The organism is Roseobacter sp., assembly GCF_039970775.1.
GTDB lineage: Bacteria > Pseudomonadota > Alphaproteobacteria > Rhodobacterales > Rhodobacteraceae > Roseobacter.
Genome location: NZ_JBDVLG010000032.1, coordinates 1 through 17,174, shown reverse-complemented (window position 1 = coordinate 17,174; position 17,174 = coordinate 1). Strand labels below are relative to the sequence as shown.

The following is a 17,174-nucleotide window of genomic DNA, read 5'->3' as shown; positions in this document are numbered from 1 at the left end:
ATCACCGGCCCCTTGCGCAGTCGCATCAACCGCCACAGCCCCCCCGGCGAGATATAAATCCAAGCGGTGCGGATCATCGCCACATAGGTGCGCAAGATCGAATCGTGAAAGCTGTCTTGCACGATGTCAGACCAAACCAGCACCTCGATATCGGTTTGGGTGGCCTGCCCCTGCGTATGGGTCTGGACCTGCCAACCAAACGCACCGGGGGCCGTCGTGCCTTGCACCCCCAGCGTATACCCCGAAATCGCCGCCTGTGCGGCCCCTTCGGCGCGGTATAATTCGCGATAGCGGCGCGGCGGAAACGGGTCGTACCCCGGAATATAAAAGACCTTGCGGCGCGTTACGCAGGTGTCGGACGTGCTGCCCATGGTCAGACCTTATTGCGCCCAGCACGTCGCGGGGCTTTGGCCTACCTTACGTGGATCAACCCAACATTGCCAAGGCCGGGAAATTTTCTAGCAACCAGTAGGAAAACGTCGAGAACGCGCCCGTTACCATGGCAAGCCCGACCACGATCAGCAAGATCCCCATAACGCGTTCGATGGTCTTCATGTGGCGTTTGATTTTGTTCATCACGCCGACCGCGCGGGTCATGAACATAGCCGCCAGCAGGAACGGAATGCCCAAGCCTGCCGCGTAAATCCCCAACAGCAAAGTGCCCCGGCTGACCGACGCCTCGGAGGCCGCCAACGACAAGATCGCGCCCAGTTGCGGGCCGATGCAAGGGGTCCACCCAAAGGCAAACGCCAACCCAAGGACATAGGCCCCAAAGCTGGAGCCCCCCTGATCGCCCGCATCCAAACGGGCTTCTTGGTCCAGAAACGGAATACGAAACAGCCCGACAAAATGCAGCCCAAAGACCACCACCACCAGCCCCGATATTTGGGCAAATAGCACCTGATTTTGCAAAAAGAATGCCCCAAAGGCCGATGCCGTGAACCCAAGGATCAAGAACACCGTGCTGAGCCCCATCACAAAGAACAGCGCCGCAATCACCGCACGTTTGCGCGCGGCGGTCTCACCGGTCATTTCGCCAATGGAAACGCCGCTCATGTAGGCCAGATAGGGCGGCACAATGGGCAGCACACAGGGGCTGAGAAAACTGATAACGCCTGCAAATAATGCGACGAACATGGCAGGCATAAGACCCGCGTCGATGATTTCGATTCCAAACATGCCATCAGCCCTACCGGATATCCGGTAACACGTCACCTACGTCGCGGTCACAAGCTTGTGGACAGATTGAAACATCCCCCCTATCTGATGACTATGACTGACACACCCACCGACCTTGATGCCACCGGGCTGCTGTGCCCCCTGCCCGTGTTAAAAGCCCGCAAACGGCTGCAAGCATTGCGCGCGGGCGATCTGTTGACCATGCGCGCGGATGACCCCGCCGCGATTGTCGATGTGCCGCATTTCTGCGCCGAAACGGGCCACGAGCTGGTATCATGCGAGACAGACGGCGCGGTGCAGATCTACGTGATACGCAAGGCCTGACACGCAAAAGGCGCGCCCGAAGGCACGCCTTTTCGTTTTGATCATGGTCGGTCTGGTCAGCCCAAAGACCACCACCCCCGGCGTTTTGGTTTGGCCGGTGCAGGCTCTGGTGCGGCTGCGACGGGCTCGGGGGCTGCTGGTTCTGGTGCGGGCTCTGGCACAACAGCGACCTCTGGTGCAGGCGCGGGTTCCGGGGTTGGTTCCGGCGCGGCTGCAACCTCGGGTTCTGGGGTCGGTTGTGATACCGCGACCACCTCTGAGGCTTCGACTGGGGCCTCTGCTGCGGCGGCCTCGACCTTGGGCTTTCTGGCGCGGCTGGCACGCTTGCGCTTTGGCTTTTCGGCCACCTCTGCGGCTGGCGCTTCTGCTGTGTCCTCGGATACGGCAGCTTCAGCGACGGGTGCCTCCTCGGGGGCCGCATCTTGGGCCGCGACGGTCTCATCCTTTGGCTTGGCCCGACTGCGCGACCGCCGCTTTGGCTTGGGCTTTTCAGCCGCTGCCTCGGGAGTTGCTTCAGCCGTTTCAGGGGCCACGTCGGAGGTCTCAGCACCCACATCAGATGGGGTCGTCACGGGTGCATCGTCGCCATCAGACGTCGGTGCGGTCTCACCCTCGGATGTGCCCTGCATCTCACCGGTTTGACCGTTTTCGCCATTCCCCGATTTGTTGCGGCTGCGACGGCGCCGACGACGGCGACGTTTGGGCTTGCCTTCGCCCTCGCCCTCTTCGGTGGTTGGTGCAGGCTCTGCACCCTGCGGCGCGGGGGCCTCATCAACCACCAAATCCGCATCTTCATCTGCGTCAATCTGATCCATGATCGACGTATCCACCGACACGACATGATCAACAGCGGCCACAACACGCGTGGCTGTCTTGAACTTCTCAAGGCTGAAATCAGGGCTCACCAACGTCGGGTCGCCTTCGATCCGCACCGACAAACCATAACGGCCTTCGATATGCGCGATATGCTCGCGTTTTTGGTTCATCAAGAAATTGGCGATGCCCACGGGGGCCTTGACCAAGACCTCACGCGACCGCTTGCGCGTGCCTTCTTCTTCGATCTGGCGCAGGATCGACAGCGCCATGTTATCATCCGACCGGATCAAACCCGTGCCGTGGCAATGCGGGCACGGCTGCGTTGTCGCCTCGATCATACCGGGGCGCAGACGTTGGCGCGACATTTCCATCAGGCCAAAGCCCGAAATCCGGCCCACCTGAATGCGCGCGCGGTCAGTCTTGAGCTTGTCTTTCATCCGCTTTTCGACGGCCGCGTTGTTCTTGCGTTCGTCCATGTCGATGAAATCGATCACGATCAGCCCGGCAAGGTCGCGCAAGCGCAACTGGCGCGCCACCTCTTCGGCAGCCTCCAGGTTGGTTTTGGTCGCGGTCTGCTCGATAGAGCCTTCTTTGGTCGCCCGGCCCGAGTTCACGTCGATGGCAACCAACGCTTCGGTCACGCCGATTACGATATACCCACCCGATGGCAACTGAACCGTCGGATTGAACATGCCCGCCAGATAGCTTTCCACCTGAAAGCGCGCGAACAATGGCAGACTTTCGGTATACAGCTTCACGTTTTTCGCATGGGACGGCATGATCATTTTCATGAAGTCCTTGGCGATGCGGTAGCCGCGTTCGCCTTCGACAAACACCTCGTCGATCTCGCGGTTATACAGGTCGCGGATCGAGCGTTTGATCAAATCGCCCTCTTCGTAGATCTTCGCAGGTGCGATAGATTTCAACGTCAGTTCGCGGATCTGTTCCCACAGGCGTTGCAGATATTCATAGTCGCGCTTGATCTCGGCGCGGGTGCGTTTGGCACCGGCCGTGCGCACAATGAGCCCCGCGCCCTGCGGCACTTCGATCTCGTTGGCGATGTCTTTTAGCTTCTTGCGATCCGCTGCATTGGTGATCTTGCGCGAAATGCCACCACCGCGTGCAGTGTTTGGCATCAAAACGCAATAGCGCCCCGCAAGGCTAAGATACGTGGTCAGCGCAGCGCCCTTGTTGCCGCGTTCTTCTTTGACGACCTGCACCAGCAAGATCTGGCGTACCTTGACAACCTCTTGGATTTTATAGCGCCGGGGGCGTGGTTTACGCGCCGGGCGAATGTCTTCGTGGTCATCATCATCCGCAACGGACTCGATGCTGTCATCCTTGGAGGACGCGTCTGGTTTGCGCGCAGGTGCGTCATCATCGTCGTCTGCGGTCTCAACAACCGCGTCATCGGCAACCGCGTCATCGGCGGGCTGCTCTTCTGGCTCTTCGACCGGTGCCTCGGATACACGCTCCATCGCAGAGGCGCCTTCGTCTGCATCCAGATCAATGGTCTCCATCCCGTCGATTTGATCGGGATCAACCTCTTTGGTGACCGTCGCATCATCGCTGACGGTCTCGGCGGCCTTCGCCTTGGACCGGCTGCGGCTGCGCGACCGACGCTTGGGTTTTTCGTCTTCGTCCTCTTTGGCCTTTTGCGCTTCGGCATAGGCCCGTTCTTCTTCCATCAGCGCCTGACGGTCCGCGACCGGGATCTGATAGTAGTCAGGATGAATTTCCGAGAACGCCAAGAACCCGTGGCGGTTGCCTCCATAATCGACAAAGGCCGCCTGTAGCGACGGCTCGACCCGAGTTACTTTTGCGAGATAGATATTGCCAGCAAGCTGGCGTTTGTTTTCAGATTCAAAGTCGAATTCCTCAACCTTGTTTCCATCCACCACCACAACGCGGGTTTCTTCCGCGTGGGTGGCGTCGATAAGCATTTTCTTAGCCATATGTCCAATTTGCACAGCCACGATCGGGCCAACCCCGGAGGATCGACGAGATGTAGTATGTGTCTTGTCAGGGCGATCTGGCACGCGCGCGGCGTATGACCCGAAGGGGTCAGTACGGTTCTGCTCATTGCATCGGCGCGTATCATCGCGTTTCTTCTCCGACACGGGCACGACTATCCGGCCGCGTGTCCATTATATACTGCATGATCAGACCTATGGTCTTTTCCATGTCAGCGGTTCTTTGGCCGGTGTCGGCCCAATCGGTCTGGTTTGGGGATATGAAGACGTTCCACATCGGATCCAAACCAGCGAATCTCTCTCTAAGGGGCCACAGTCATCTGCAACGCACCTTCATTCTGCTAGTTAAGGCCACTGTGTATGAAAACACAATGGCCAATCGTCCGCAAAGGCATGAAATCGGCCGTAGGTGGCCGATTTCAATGGTTTTTCGCGGTATGGGTAAGCGGATGTATCGTTTAAAGATAGTCTGACCGCTGCAAACCGTATTTGGCCATTTTCTCGTTTAACGTGCGGCGCGGCAGGCACAATTCATCCATCACCGACGCAATTGATCCACGATGACGCCGCATAGTGTTGTCGATCAACATCCGCTCAAACGCCTCGACATACTCCTTGAGCGGCTTGCCTTCGGTGGTCATCACCGGCTGCATGTCTTCGTGATCGTTCATCAACAACGACGCGATGGTGCCCGACCCGCGGCGCGATTGCAGCACCGCGCGTTCGGCGACGTTGATCAGCTGGCGCACATTGCCCGGCCACGGGGCCTGCAACAGTTGCGCGGCCTCCTGTGCCGATACCTGCGGAGCCTCGCACCCGTATTCATCCGAGAACTGCTCGCTCAGACGGGTGAACAACGTCAAGATATCCTCGCCACGTTGGCGCAACGGTGGCACCGTGATACGCAACGCCGCCAACCGGTAAAACAGATCCGCCCGCAGTGCGTCCTCGGATGTGCGCCCGGCCTCTTGCAGGTTCGAGATCGCAACAATGCGCGTTTCAGCGGGCGATCCCTGCTCGTTGATCACACTCAACAACCGCGCCTGCAACGTTTCGGTCAGCGCCTCGATATCTTCGAGCACCAACGTCCCGCCGCGCGCCTCTTCGATCGCAGGCAGCTGCGCATCTTCGGGGTTCATCGGGCCAAACAACCGTTTGCTGAGCGCGTCTTCTTCATAGGCACCGCAGCTGATCAGCACGAATTTCTTACCCGCACGCGACCCAACCGCATGCAACGCATGTGCCACCAACGTTTTGCCGGTACCGGTTTCGCCATCGATCAGCACATGCCCGTCGGCCTGCCCCAGATCCAGAATATCTTCGCGCAGCCGCTCCATCACGGGGCTTTGGCCGATCAACTTTTTCATCAGCTGGCCGCCATCCGACAGCTCGCGCCGCAGGGCACGGTTGTCCATCACCAAGCGCCGTGCACCGGTGGCTTTCTTGGCCAGTTCGTTCATCCGGTCGGGGTTGAACGGCTTTTCCAGAAAATCAAACGCCCCCACCCGCATCGCCTCGACGGCCATGGGCACATCGCCGTGCCCAGTGATCATGATGACGGGCAGCGCACTGTCATTGCCCATCAGCTTTTTGAGGAACTGCATCCCGTCCATGCCCGGCATCTTGATATCGGAAATCACGATCCCCGGATATTCGGGCCCCAAAACCTTGAGCGCATCCTCGGCGCTGCCAAAGGTTTCGGTGTCATACCCCGACAACGCCAGCCATTGGCTGATCGATTGCCGCATGTCTTGTTCGTCGTCGACAATCGCGATCTTCATTGCTTGTGTCATGGCTTACTCCGCCGCTTGTGTACTGTGCTCGCTGTCCAAAATCGGCAGCTGCATTTCAAAGACTGCACCACCGGCCTGACCGTTTCGTGCCGTCAGGCGCCCGCCGAGGTCGTTAACGATACCAGACGAGATAGCAAGGCCCAGCCCAACGCCATCGCCGGGCTGTTTTGTGGTGTAAAAGGGCTCAAACAGCTGGTCGAGGTCTACGATACCGGGGCCATTGTCGCGCACCGTGAGGGTCGCGGTTTCGCCCGCTGACAGCAAGATCTCCACCTTTGGGCTTGTCTCGGATTTGGTGGCGTCGATGGCGTTGCGCAACAGGTTAACCATGACCTGCTCAATCCGCAGCCGGTCCCCCATCACTTCGACCGCCGCATCGGGTACGATCCGGGTGATCTGAACATGACGTTGGCGCAGCTGCGGCTCCATCATAGACAGTGCCGAGGCCAGCGCATCGCCCATGTCCACTGCCGAAAACGCCTCTTGGCCCTTGCGCGCATATGATTTTAGCTGCCGGGTGATCCCGCTCATCCGCTCGATCAAATCGTCGATCCGGCCAAAGGACGACAACGCCTCCTCTTGGCGGTTGCGGCGCAGCAAAAGCCGCGCCCCCGCAAGGTAGGTTTTCATCGCGGCCAACGGTTGGTTTAACTCGTGACTGACGGCGGCTGACATCTCGCCCAAGGCGGCCAATTTGCTGGATTGTTCCAACGTCTGTTCTGCCACGGCGAGCGTTTCCTGCACCCGTTTTCGTTCGGCAATTTCCCGCTGTAGCGCCAAATTCAACGTCCGCAATTCGGCAGATTCCCGCTGAAATAAGGCCATCCGCAACGCCGTCCTGCGACTGAGCGCATAGAAGCTCAGCGCGAGAAGAATCGCAAACGCCATGATCTCGAGCGCGAGCACCCCATTCACCCGTTCGCGCACCGACGCATAGGTGGTAAAGCTCGCCATGCGCCACCCGCGAAACGGGATCCGTGTCTCAAGCCGCATCACGGCCTCGCCCGCCAGATAGGCATCGGGGGGCAGCGCGGTCCAATCGGCGGTGGCCTGAATGGCGCGTTGAATGGCGTTTTGCGGGGTCTGCCGCGTGAGGGCCTCCTCTTCGGTGCGGCCACGCCATCGTGGTTCGGTGGTCAGAATAATCGCACCGGTGCTGTCGGTCACGATCACCGCGTCAGAAATACCCGCCCACGCACGCCCAAACTTTTGTAGATCCACCTCAACTGCGATCACCCCAAGAACATCCGCCCCCGCCTGCACACGCCGCGAATAGAAAAACCCGTACCCGCCGCCTTCGCGATTTGCGACGGTGAAAATCGTCGCATTGGCGCGGATTGCATCAACAAAATAGGGTTCGGCCCGGTGGCTAGAGCCAAGCCTGTTGCGATCGGTCGCGGCCACGGTGCGCCCGTCGATATCGAGCAACATCAAAGACGCCGCGCCTATCTCGTCCACAAACGAGATCAACCGGCGCGTTGATGCGGTGTAATCGGCCGAGCTCAGCGCGCCGATCAATTCCGCGTCGCGTGCCAACAACTGCGGTACAATCGCGTTTTGGCGCAATTCAGACAGCAGGTTGCCGCTATATAACGCCAACCGCAGTTCCGCCCGGTTGCGCGTGCTTTCGGTAAACCGATCCGTCAGCAGCTTGTTGGTGACGGACACCACAACCACCGCGAACACCAGCAAGATCACCAACGCCACACGCACGCGCCAATTGATGGCGCGTGTCGGTGTGTTGGGTTCAGTTGATTGGCTCATACCCAGAACCGTACGCGAAAGCGCAACCCCGGCTCAAGTCACGCGTTGACCAATGCCCCTGCCAGTGCGCGGAAGAGCGCCTGCCCGTCGGTGCCCCCATGCACCGGATCAGCGGCGCGTTCGGGGTGCGGCATCATACCCAGCACGCGCCGGTTTTCGGACAGGATGCCCGCAATATCCGCACGCGCGCCATTGGGGTTTTGGGTGTAGGTAAAGGCCACGCGGTCTTCGCCCTGCAAACGGTGCACCGTGTCATCATCGGCAAAATAATTGCCATCGTGGTGCGCGATCGGGATGTCGATCACATCGCCTGCATTATACCCAGCGGTATAGGCAGATTGCGAGGTTTCCACCTTTAGACCAACGGTTTGGCAGATGTATTTCAAACGCGCGTTGCGCAGCAAAACACCCGGTAGCAACCCCGTTTCGGTCAACACCTGAAACCCGTTGCACACGCCCAGCACATAGCCGCCACGCGCGGCGTGATCCGCAACAGACCGGCAGATCGGTGAATTCGCAGCAATCGCCCCACAGCGCAGGTAATCGCCAAACGAAAACCCACCGGGAATGCCGACCACATCGACGCCATCGGGCAAAGCACTGTCTTTGTGCCACACCATGCTGACCCGCGCACCCGCGGCCTCAAAGGCAACCGCCAAATCCCGATCACAGTTGGACCCAGGAAACACAACAACCGCGGCGTGCATTAGGCGATCTCCACCGAATAGGATTCGATCACCGTATTGGCGAGCAACTTTTCACACATCGCTTTGACGTCTGCCTCACTGGCGCCGGCGTCGAGGTCCAGTTCGATGACCTTGCCCTGACGCACGCCCTTAACACCGTCAAACCCCAGCGCCCCAAGCGCGTGACGCACGGCTTCGCCTTGTGGGTCTAACACGCCGCTCTTCAGCATTACATGCACGGTCGCTTTCATGATCAGCCCTTCATTCTTCCTAAAATATGCACGTCCCGCCGATCAGTTGATCAGCGTTGGTTTGGTCACAGGTGTCGCGGTTTTAGGCATCACACCCAAACGCCGCGCCACTTCGGTATAGGCGTCTTTCAGATCACCCAGATCGCGGCGGAAGACGTCTTTGTCCAGCTTTTCACCGGTTTCGATATCCCACAGCCGGCAGCTGTCTGGGCTGATTTCATCGGCCACAATCAAACGTTGGAAATCGCCGTCAAACACCCGACCCACTTCGATTTTGAAGTCCACCAGACGAATGCCAACAGCCAACATCACGCCCGACAGGAAATCATTGACCCGCAACGCGAGGCTCAGGATATCATCCATGTCTTGCTGGCTGGCCCAGCCAAAGGCGGCGATATGCTCTTCGGTGACCAACGGATCACCCAGCGCGTCGTCCTTATAGCAATATTCCACGATGGGGCGCGGCAACTGCGTGCCCTCGTCAATGCCCAACCGTTTTGACATGGTGCCCGCCGCGTAATTACGCACGATGATCTCTAGCGGCACGATCTCGACGCTGCGCACCAATTGTTCGCGCATGTTCAATCGCTTAATAAAGTGGTTCGGCACGCCGATCTGGCCCAAGCCGGTCATGAAATATTCGGACAAACGGTTGTTCAAAACACCTTTGCCCTCAATGACCGCCTTCTTTTCAGCGTTGAACGCTGTCGCATCGTCCTTGAAATACTGCACGATGGTCCCTGGCTCGGGGCCTTCGTACAGGATCTTGGCTTTGCCTTCGTAAATTTTCTTGCGCCGGGCCATGGGCGTCCTTTCCAGTCACGCCGCGAGGATCACGGCTAAGTTGGGCCTGTCTTAGTGGAAGGTCTGCGCTGCTGCAAGCCAAGGCAACTTGCGCAATGGCATCAAAACCCACATATCATAGGCCAGACCAACCCAATCAGGAGAACACAGCCCCATGAGCACCTTTGATGACCGCGAAAACGCGTTTGAAAACAAATACGCCCATGATGCAGAGATGCAATTCAAGGCAGAAGCGCGGCGCAACAAATTGCTGGGCCTCTGGGCCGCTGAACTGATGGGAAAATCCGGCGATGACGCCGCAGCCTACGCCAAAGAGGTCATAAAGGCCGATTTCGAAGAGGCGGGCGACGAAGATGTGTACCGCAAACTCGCCGGTGATTTGGGTGCGAAGGCCGATGAACCAACAATTCGTGCTAAAATGGCCGAATTGATGGCCGAAGCCAAAGCCCAGCTTATGCAAGAAGTCTAAACCAAATCAAATAGTTGCCACCGGCCCCACGTTTTGGCGGCCGGTGGCGGCCTATCTGCCTCTTATCAAATTCATAACGAAGATGAGTCTTATGAATTTGCGTTGTAGCCCTGTCCATGACATGCGCAGGGCCTACGCGAGATCTGAGGTGCGCAATGACCAACCCCATGATGAAACTGCTGTCCGAAAAGGGCACCCTGCTGGCCGATGGGGCCACAGGTACGAACCTGTTCAACATGGGGCTTATGTCCGGTGACGCGCCCGAACTGTGGAACACCGATGAACCCGCCAAGATCAAAACGCTGTATTCCGGCGCGGTCGATGCGGGCAGTGATATTTTTCTGACCAATTCCTTTGGGGCCAATGCATCGCGCCTCAAACTGCACAGCGCCGAAAAACGTGTGCATGAACTGGCGCGTGCCTCTGCCGAAATTGGCCGCGAGGTCGCAGATACCGCCGGGCGCACCGTGATCGTGGCCGGGTCCGTTGGACCCACCGGTGAGATCATGGAACCCGTAGGTACCCTGAGCCACGCCATTGCCGTTGAAATGTTTCACGAGGCGGCGGATGGTCTGAAATCGGGGGGGGCCGATGTGGGTTGGCTCGAAACCATCAGTGCACCTGAAGAATACCGCGCCGCCGCCGAAGGGTTTGCGCTGGCCGGTCTCGACTGGGTCGGCACCATGAGCTTTGACACCGCGGGCCGCACTATGATGGGCCTGACCAGCGCGGGCATGGTCCAGATGGTCGATGGGCTAGATGCCATCGCACCCATGGCGTTCGGAGCCAATTGCGGCACCGGCGCGTCAGATCTGTTGCGCACTATTTTGGGGTTTTCGGCGCAAGGGACCGAACGGCCCATTATCGCCAAAGGCAACGCCGGCATCCCCAAATACGTGGACGGGCATATCCATTATGACGGCACGCCCGAATTGATGGCCGATTACGCCGTGATGGCACGCGCCTGTGGCGCAACGATCATCGGCGGCTGTTGCGGCACCATGCCCGACCACCTGCGCCACATGCGCGAAGCGCTGGACACCCGCAGGCTGGACCATCCACCCGCGCTCGAAGAGATCGTAGACCGGTTGGGGCCGTTTTCATCGCAAAGCGACGGGACAGGCGACGACACCCCCCCCGCCCGGCGCACATCGCGCCGCCGCCGGGCTGCAAGATAATCCTCACTGCGGGCCTCGCAACAGGCCGTGCGCCTGTGTAACCCACGCTTAACCCGCACAAGTTTATGAAAAGATTTCGAACAGACCGCCCCTGCATCCGCGTGTACAAAACCCCACCCACAGGGTAATTTTTGCGCAACCGCGTCGCACACCGTTTGCTGCGTGTCGTAATCTGGACAGTAGATGAAAATCGTTCTGTCACAAAAGGCCAAATGACCCAAACGCGCAGACATTTGCGCTGCAAGAGGAACACCGATGTCGGACGAAGATGAAATTATCCTCGCAGAGCTCAACGACGAAGAGCTTGTTCAGCAGATGTTCGACGACCTCTATGATGGTCTCAAGGAAGAGATCGAAGAAGCGGTCAACATCCTGCTCGCACGCGGGTGGCAGCCCTATGATATCCTGACCAAAGCGCTGGTCGGCGGCATGACCATCGTCGGCCATGATTTTCGCGACGGTATTTTGTTCGTCCCCGAAGTATTGCTGGCCGCCAATGCGATGAAGGGTGGCATGTCTATCCTAAAACCACTGCTGATTGAAACCGGTGCACCGCGCGTTGGCAAAATGGTCATCGGCACGGTCAAAGGCGACATCCACGACATTGGCAAAAACCTTGTCGGCATGATGATGGAAGGCGCGGGCTTTGAGGTCGTTGACCTGGGCATCAACAACGCGGTCGAAAAATACATGGAAGCGCTCGAAACCGAAGCGCCTGATATCCTTGGCATGTCCGCCCTGCTGACCACCACAATGCCCTACATGAAGGTCGTGATTGATACGCTGATAGAACAGGGCATCCGCGACGATTACATCGTGTTGGTTGGCGGCGCACCGTTGAACGAAGAGTTCGGCAAAGCCATCGGCGCAGACGCCTATTGCCGGGACGCCGCCGTCGCGGTGGAAACAGCCAAAGAATGGGTTGGCCGCAAACACAACCAAACATCGGCCTAGTCCCAAACTGTGACGCGCGGGGGTTCGAAAGATCAGCATGGCGGCACTCAACGACACGACGCTCACAGAAACGGGCCTGCCGTTGCAGGCGTCACAAGGCAAGGTGCTGCTGATCGCCTGCGGTGCCCTTGCCCGCGAGATCCTCGATCTCAAGGCCGCGAACCGCTGGACGCATCTTGACCTGACCTGCCTGCCCGCCAAATACCACCTCTACCCCGATAAAATCACTCAAAGCGTCCGCACCGCCGTCGCAACCCACCGCGCAGATTACGCGCGCATCTTTGTTGTCTACGCCGATTGCGGTACAGGTGGCCTACTCGAAGCCGCCTGCGCCGATCTAGGAGTCGAAATGATCGCGGGCCCGCATTGCTACTCGTTTTTCGAAGGCAATGACCGGTTCGCAACGCACGGCGATGCCGACATCACGTCCTTCTATCTCACTGATTTTCTGGTGCGCCAGTTTGATGCATTTGTGGTCAAACCCATGGGGCTCGATCGCCACCCCGAACTGCGCGATATGTACTTCGGCAACTACGAAAAACTGATCTACCAGGCTCAAACCGACGACCCGGCCCTCACCGCCAAGGCCCAAGACTGCGCCGCCCGGCTGGGTTTGGCCTTTGAACGCCGCTTTACCGGATACGGCGATCTGGGAACAACCCTCGCAAAGCTCTCACCGCCCCATCCCCGCGCGCCCACTCAAATTCCGGATGGAATTTGACAAACATCACGTGGCGCCGAAGGCGCCTCCGTTTACCTCAGGATGCAGCGGCGGCCACAGCACGCACCCGGTCAATCATCGCGCGCAACCCGTTGGACCGCTGCGCCGAAAGATGGTCCGTCAGGCCCAACCGCGTCATCTCGGCGCGCGCATCCACGGCCACAACCTCTGCGACAGGCACCCCGTTATACAGCTTGCGCAGCACCCCGATCAGGCCATTCACGATCATCGCATCGCTTTCCCCCTCGAACTGCAACACGCCCCCATCCGTGACCACATGCAACCAAACCTGACTGGCGCACCCGTCCACTTTGGTGGCAGGTACCTTTAACGCATCGTCCAAAGGCACCATCGATTTGCCCTCCTCGATCACCATGCGGTATCGATCTTCCCAATCATCCAGAAAATCGAAATCCTCGACCAGATCTTCAAAAGCTGCTTGTGCCATGGGTCCCTCTCATCTGCTTTGTTTCAGGTAAGGCCCGCACTCCGAAAGGTCCAGCCGCCTTGATGCTTTTCAAGCACGCTCAGATGCGGTACTCGGTGAAGAACTCGAATTGATGGCAGGTCCCATGCGCATTAAAACATCCGCCCTTTTGATCTCCACGCTGGCCCTGACGGCCTGCGGTTTTAGCGAAAGCCGGGTGAACCCCGTCAATTGGTTCGGGCGGGGCGCGCCTGCCCCGGTGGCGGCCCCTGCTGTCGAAACCAATGCCCTGATCCCCACGCGCACAGGGCTGTTCAGCTCAAACTCTGACGACGACGTCTATCAGGGCCGCCCAATCGACAGCATCAGCGATCTGGTGGTAGAGCGGGTTCCAGGCGGTGCGATCATCCGGGTGACCGGTGTTGCGGCCACACAGGGGGAACACAGCGTGCGTCTGACCCCGGCAAACGATGACGAAGCCGCCGTCGATGGTGTGTTGGTTTACCGTCTCGAAGCCCTGCCCTCGTCTACGTCGCGCCAAGGCTCGGCTGCCAGCCGCGAGATCCACGCCGCCCGCAAGGTCACCGACCAGACGCTGGCCGGTGCACGCACCATCCGCGTCGAAGCGGCCCGCAACGCGTTGCAGGCCCGCCGCTAGGTCAATCTAGCGCGACAATCCTAACATCGGATCCGTCGGCGGCCAATGCAATCTTGCCTTCACACAGGCGCAATGCGTCCGCACCAAATACCTCTTTGCGCCACCCGCTCAGGGCGTTCACATCCCGCAAACCCGCCGCGATGGCATCCAAATCAGACGCAGGCGCAATCAACTTTGCCGCCACGCCCGCGCTTTCTGTTTTGGCCTTCAGCAACACCCGCAACAGATCCGCCAACGCCGGGTTCACTTGCAGCTTATCGCGCGAGCGGTCGGGTTTTGGCATGTCGGCCTGCGCGCAATTCACGCCATTTTCCACGGCCGCCAGAATACCATCGGCAATGTCGCCCCGACGCGCCTCGCGCAACAACAACCGCGACCGACCCAGTTCTTCGATGGTTTTGGGTTTGTTCGACGCCAATTCAACCAACGCATCATCTTTAAAGACCCGGTTGCGCGGGATGTTGCGCCCTTGGGCATAGGTTTCACGAAAGGCAGCAAGCTCGCGCACCACGGCCAAAAATTTGGGCGAACTTGTGCGGGTTTTCACCCGCCGCCATGCTTCGCGTGGGGGGACAACATAGGTTTGCGGGGTTGTCAGAACCGTCAGTTCTTCGCGCACCCAACGGCTGCGGTTGGTTTCTTCGAGCTTTCGGGCAAGGTATTCATAGATATCACGCAAATGCGTCACATCGGCCAAAGCATATGTTTTTTGCGCATCCGTCAGCGGGCGCCGCGACCAATCGGTGAACCGGGAGGTCTTGTCCAAAGGTTGTTTGGTAATCCGGCGCACCAGCGTTTCATATCCGACCTGTTCGCCAAACCCACACACCATGGCCGCAACCTGCGTATCAAACAACGGCTCTGGGAAAACCTCGGCATCTACGTAGAAAATTTCCAGATCTTGCCGCGCTGCATGAAACACTTTGACAACAGATGTATCGCGAAACAGCGTGTACAGAGGCTCTAGCGACAGGCCGTCTGCCAACGGATCCACCAACACCGCAGTGCTGTCGTCGTTGCCGGGCATTGCCAATTGGATCAGGCACAGTTTGGAATAATAGGTACGTTCACGTAGAAATTCAGTATCAACCGTGACGTAATCATGGGCAGCGGCGTCCTGACAAAAATCAGCAAGCTCCGCGGTCGTTGTAAGAGTTTTCATTGAATAGTTTCTTTGCCTTGGCGAGCATCACTGCGTTATGGTTACCAAATTGTTACACCAGCACAATCGCTTTGACCAGAACCGCATACACACCAGCTTATGGCAACATAATCGGCGTGCGTTTTCCTGCTGCGAATTGCGCCAAAACCATCGGATATAGCCGGTGTTCCTGCACCACAACGCGCGCGGCCAGCGTTTCGGGCGTGTCGTCGGGCAAAACGGGAACCTCGGCCTGCCCCAGAATCGGGCCATCATCCAACACCGGCGTCACTTCGTGCACTGTGCAGCCATGGCGCGTGTCGCCGGCCTCCAATGCTCGCGCGTGGGTGTGCAACCCTTTGTATTTGGGCAACAATGACGGGTGCACGTTCAGCATACGCCCATGCCACGGGTCCACAAATTCCGCCGTAAGTTTGCGCATAAACCCTGCAAGACAAATGATGTCGGGGGCATGATGCGCTAACGCGCCGTTAATCGCGTGCTCAAATGCGGTGCGGTCGCGATTGAACGGTTGATGGCGCACCACCTCAGTTGGGACGCCGCGCGCCTCGGCCAGCGCCAGCCCACCGGCCTTTGGGTCGTTCGACAGCACCACACAAGGCCGCGCGGGGTGGTCCCCAGTCATACTTTCCAGCAGTTTGAGCATGTTAGAGCCCCCGCCAGAAATGAAGATTGCCACCCGTTTGGTCAAAGCAACGTTCCTTCATAGCGCATGCCCGGCGTGTCCGTGACGACGCCCATCCGGGTGACCGTTTCGCCGTGCTCTTGCAGCACCGCGATCAGATCGTCAGCGCGGGTGGCGTCGACGGCCAACATTAGGCCGATCCCACAGTTGAATGTTTTGAGCAATTCCGATTGCGCCATGCCGCCGGTGCGCGCCATCCACCCAAACACCGGTGGCAGCTGCCACGTGTCCAGATCAATGTCAGCGCCTAGATGATCCGGCAGCACGCGCGGCAGGTTTTCTGTCAGGCCACCGCCGGTGATATGGGCCAACGCATGCACCCCGCCTGCACGAATCGCGGCCAACGCGGACCGCACATAAAGCCGCGTCGGCGTGAGCAATTCAGCACCCAGCGCCTGATCGGACCATGGGCAGGCGTCGTCCCACCCCAGCCCGGACATTTCGACCAGTTTGCGCACCAAGCTGTAGCCGTTGGAATGCACCCCATCCGACGCCAGCCCCAGCAGCACATCCCCCTGTGCGACACCTGCGGGCAGATCCTGCCCCCGTTCCATCGCGCCCACAGAAAAGCCCGCAAGGTCGAAATCACCCGCCGGATACATCCCCGGCATTTCGGCAGTTTCCCCACCGATCAGCGCGCATCCTGCGCGTTCGCACCCCAGTGCGATCCCTTCGATGATGCGTGCAGCCTTGTCTGTTTCCAGCGCCCCTGTCGCGAAATAGTCCAAGAAAAACAGAGGTTCCGCCCCTTGGCACACCAGATCATTGACGCACATCGCAACCAGATCTACGCCCACACCATCCACATGGCCGGTGTCTATCGCGATGCGCAGCTTGGTGCCCACCCCATCGGTGGCCGCGACCAAAATAGGGTCGGTGTAGCCCGCATCCTTGAGGTCAAACAACGCGCCAAACCCACCCAGGCCCGCCATCACACCCGAACGCGCCGTGCGTTTGGCGGCGGGTTTGATTCGGTCGACGAGCGCGTTGCCCGCGTCAATATCTACACCTGCATCGGCATAGGTGATCCCGTTTTTTGGCAATGACATCTGATAGGGCTCCTGCGGCAGCTCAGTTGGGTCGGGGGTTAGAGCATTCGTCACATGCATGCAACAACCTGACCAACACCCTATTGACGCGGGCACCATCGCACCTTACCCACGCACGCATGGCGGGCCTGTAGCTCAACTGGTTAGAGCAGAGCGCTCATAACGCTTTGGTTGCGGGTTCAAGTCCTGCCGGGCCTACCAAACATCATTTATTATCCTTTTATTATAGGGTGTTAGGTGATTTTTTGACGAACCTTTCAGGGTGGTTCGTCAAGTTTTGT

The 17,174-nt window shown here is 58.9% G+C and carries 17 protein-coding genes, 1 tRNA gene and 1 pseudogene; 7 read left to right on the top strand and 12 right to left on the bottom strand.

Annotated elements, in window-relative coordinates:
• Together ABJH13_RS07615 and ABJH13_RS07610 are read right to left on the bottom strand one after the other, a co-directional pair.
• Positions 1 to 371 (bottom strand): annotated as a pseudogene (locus ABJH13_RS07615) (hypothetical protein); the annotation flags it as partial.
• 55 nt (positions 372 to 426) lie between these two features.
• On the bottom strand, positions 427 to 1,179 hold the full coding sequence (locus tag ABJH13_RS07610) for a cytochrome c biogenesis protein CcdA (RefSeq protein ID WP_348405622.1): 753 nt from the start codon (positions 1,177 to 1,179) through the stop codon (positions 427 to 429).
• Between the two features lie 93 nt (positions 1,180 to 1,272).
• On the opposite strand from ABJH13_RS07610, the gene ABJH13_RS07605 reads away from it, so the two are divergent.
• Positions 1,273 to 1,503 (top strand): sulfurtransferase TusA family protein, encoded by a 231-nt coding sequence (locus ABJH13_RS07605; protein WP_348405621.1) that lies wholly within the window; start codon positions 1,273 to 1,275, stop codon positions 1,501 to 1,503.
• Between the two features lie 56 nt (positions 1,504 to 1,559).
• Here ABJH13_RS07605 and ABJH13_RS07600 read toward each other — a convergent pair whose 3' ends face one another.
• The 6 genes from ABJH13_RS07600 to purC form a co-directional block, all read right to left on the bottom strand.
• Positions 1,560 to 4,274 carry a ribonuclease E/G gene (locus ABJH13_RS07600; RefSeq protein WP_348405620.1) on the bottom strand — a complete coding sequence of 905 codons (2,715 nt, stop codon included), beginning with the start codon at positions 4,272 to 4,274 and terminating at the stop codon, positions 1,560 to 1,562.
• Between the two features lie 476 nt (positions 4,275 to 4,750).
• Positions 4,751 to 6,085: a sigma-54 dependent transcriptional regulator gene (locus ABJH13_RS07595; protein ID WP_348405619.1), complete on the bottom strand. Its 1,335-nt coding sequence runs from the start codon at positions 6,083 to 6,085 to the stop codon at positions 4,751 to 4,753.
• Between the two features lie 3 nt (positions 6,086 to 6,088).
• Positions 6,089 to 7,849, bottom strand: coding sequence for an ATP-binding protein (locus ABJH13_RS07590; RefSeq protein ID WP_348405618.1), 1,761 nt, complete (start codon positions 7,847 to 7,849; stop codon positions 6,089 to 6,091).
• Between the two features lie 38 nt (positions 7,850 to 7,887).
• Positions 7,888 to 8,556 carry a phosphoribosylformylglycinamidine synthase subunit PurQ gene (gene purQ / locus ABJH13_RS07585; protein ID WP_348405617.1) on the bottom strand — a complete coding sequence of 223 codons (669 nt, stop codon included), beginning with the start codon at positions 8,554 to 8,556 and terminating at the stop codon, positions 7,888 to 7,890.
• A complete protein-coding gene (purS, locus tag ABJH13_RS07580; protein WP_348405616.1) occupies positions 8,556 to 8,786 on the bottom strand; it encodes a phosphoribosylformylglycinamidine synthase subunit PurS in 231 nt (76 codons plus the stop codon). The genes purQ and purS overlap by 1 nt, the downstream gene beginning before the upstream one ends.
• A gap of 42 nt (positions 8,787 to 8,828) precedes the next feature.
• Complete coding sequence (purC, locus tag ABJH13_RS07575; RefSeq protein WP_348405615.1) at positions 8,829 to 9,590, bottom strand: phosphoribosylaminoimidazolesuccinocarboxamide synthase; 762 nt, start codon at positions 9,588 to 9,590, stop codon at positions 8,829 to 8,831.
• 154 nt (positions 9,591 to 9,744) lie between these two features.
• On the opposite strand from purC, the gene ABJH13_RS07570 reads away from it, so the two are divergent.
• The 4 genes from ABJH13_RS07570 to ABJH13_RS07555 all read left to right on the top strand — a co-directional run bounded on the left by ABJH13_RS07570 (position 9,745) and on the right by ABJH13_RS07555 (position 12,912).
• Complete coding sequence (locus tag ABJH13_RS07570; RefSeq protein WP_348405614.1) at positions 9,745 to 10,059, top strand: DUF1476 domain-containing protein; 315 nt, start codon at positions 9,745 to 9,747, stop codon at positions 10,057 to 10,059.
• Between the two features lie 155 nt (positions 10,060 to 10,214).
• Entirely contained in the window at positions 10,215 to 11,237 is a 1,023-nt protein-coding gene (bmt, locus tag ABJH13_RS07565) for a betaine--homocysteine S-methyltransferase (protein WP_348405613.1), read from the top strand.
• A 255-nt stretch (positions 11,238 to 11,492) separates the two neighbouring features.
• A complete protein-coding gene (locus tag ABJH13_RS07560; RefSeq protein WP_348405612.1) occupies positions 11,493 to 12,191 on the top strand; it encodes a B12-binding domain-containing protein in 699 nt (232 codons plus the stop codon).
• A 37-nt stretch (positions 12,192 to 12,228) separates the two neighbouring features.
• A complete protein-coding gene (locus ABJH13_RS07555; protein ID WP_348405611.1) occupies positions 12,229 to 12,912 on the top strand; it encodes a DUF1638 domain-containing protein in 684 nt (227 codons plus the stop codon).
• 37 nt (positions 12,913 to 12,949) lie between these two features.
• Here the strand turns inward: ABJH13_RS07555 and ABJH13_RS07550 are convergent, their stop codons facing one another.
• On the bottom strand, positions 12,950 to 13,360 hold the full coding sequence (locus ABJH13_RS07550) for a SufE family protein (protein ID WP_348405610.1): 411 nt from the start codon (positions 13,358 to 13,360) through the stop codon (positions 12,950 to 12,952).
• A 124-nt stretch (positions 13,361 to 13,484) separates the two neighbouring features.
• Here ABJH13_RS07550 and ABJH13_RS07545 point away from each other — a divergent pair, with 124 nt between their 5' ends.
• Positions 13,485 to 13,997, top strand: a complete 513-nt coding sequence (locus ABJH13_RS07545) for a hypothetical protein (protein WP_348405609.1) — start codon at positions 13,485 to 13,487, stop codon at positions 13,995 to 13,997.
• Position 13,998: 1 nt separating this feature from the next.
• Here ABJH13_RS07545 and rnd read toward each other — a convergent pair whose 3' ends face one another.
• From rnd to purM, 3 genes are all read right to left on the bottom strand, one after another.
• On the bottom strand, positions 13,999 to 15,159 hold the full coding sequence (gene rnd / locus ABJH13_RS07540) for a ribonuclease D (protein ID WP_348405608.1): 1,161 nt from the start codon (positions 15,157 to 15,159) through the stop codon (positions 13,999 to 14,001).
• Between the two features lie 97 nt (positions 15,160 to 15,256).
• Positions 15,257 to 15,850, bottom strand: coding sequence for a phosphoribosylglycinamide formyltransferase (gene purN / locus ABJH13_RS07535; protein ID WP_348405607.1), 594 nt, complete (start codon positions 15,848 to 15,850; stop codon positions 15,257 to 15,259).
• Positions 15,847 to 16,893, bottom strand: a complete 1,047-nt coding sequence (purM, locus tag ABJH13_RS07530) for a phosphoribosylformylglycinamidine cyclo-ligase (RefSeq protein ID WP_348405606.1) — start codon at positions 16,891 to 16,893, stop codon at positions 15,847 to 15,849. The genes purN and purM overlap by 4 nt, the downstream gene beginning before the upstream one ends.
• Positions 16,894 to 17,017: 124 nt before the next feature.
• On the opposite strand from purM, the gene ABJH13_RS07525 reads away from it, so the two are divergent.
• Positions 17,018 to 17,094 (top strand) — tRNA-Ile (locus ABJH13_RS07525).
• Positions 17,095 to 17,174: the final 80 nt, after the last annotated feature.